The sequence below is a fragment of the Nitrosopumilus sp. b1 genome, assembly GCF_014078545.1.
Taxonomy (GTDB): Archaea; Thermoproteota; Nitrososphaeria; order Nitrososphaerales; family Nitrosopumilaceae; genus PXYB01.
Genome location: NZ_MU078761.1, coordinates 1 through 647, shown reverse-complemented (window position 1 = coordinate 647; position 647 = coordinate 1). Strand labels below are relative to the sequence as shown.

Here is a 647-nt window from a genome sequence, read left to right as displayed (position 1 = left end):
GTACATTCCAATTAATCAAACAGGTACATACACTATTCTTACACATTCAGGATTGTTTGGTGGGAACTCTACAACTGAAGAAATTTCTATAGCTGCAAAATTTACTAATATTCCTCAATTAAACAAAGATAATGAAATCAAGCCTGGTTCTATAATTATTGAAAATGGGCAAGCACCAAAACAATCTAATCCCGTATTGAAAACAACTTCACAATCAAATATTTCCCAAGAATCTAAAATAGAATCAGACTCACTAAAAATTTCTCTTGGTCCATAAACTAATCAAAATAACATTTTGCGATCATATGTAGAGTTTATTTGCAATTTAGTATAAAATTCACAATAATGTTGAAACAAGGTTTATAAACAATTTGGCGAGTACGAGAGCTTGAATGTCTGAGCAGGGGAGCCAAAAGACTGGCGGTTTATCTAGACGAGATTTTCTAAAATTGATGGGTGCAGCTGGAACTGGTTTAGCATTTGCACCTTTCGTTCCCTGGGGAAACTTCATGCCCAATCCATCTTCTGCATCACTAGAGAAAGTTCCAGTAGAATTACCTGATGGGACTCAGGCAAACGTCAATACATTTCCAACTAATCATGCTGAAGTAATTACTTATCCAAAAACTGGTGATAGAGTTTTAGAT

General features: G+C 34.8%; 2 protein-coding genes. Both read left to right on the top strand.

The window, feature by feature from the left end:
- The coding region (locus tag C6988_RS10460) for a hypothetical protein (RefSeq protein WP_182135341.1) at window positions 1-277 on the top strand (277 nt) is incomplete at its 5' end.
- A gap of 115 nt (window positions 278-392) precedes the next feature.
- On the top strand, window positions 393-647 hold a 255-nt coding region (locus tag C6988_RS10455; RefSeq protein ID WP_182135339.1), incomplete at its 3' end, for a twin-arginine translocation signal domain-containing protein.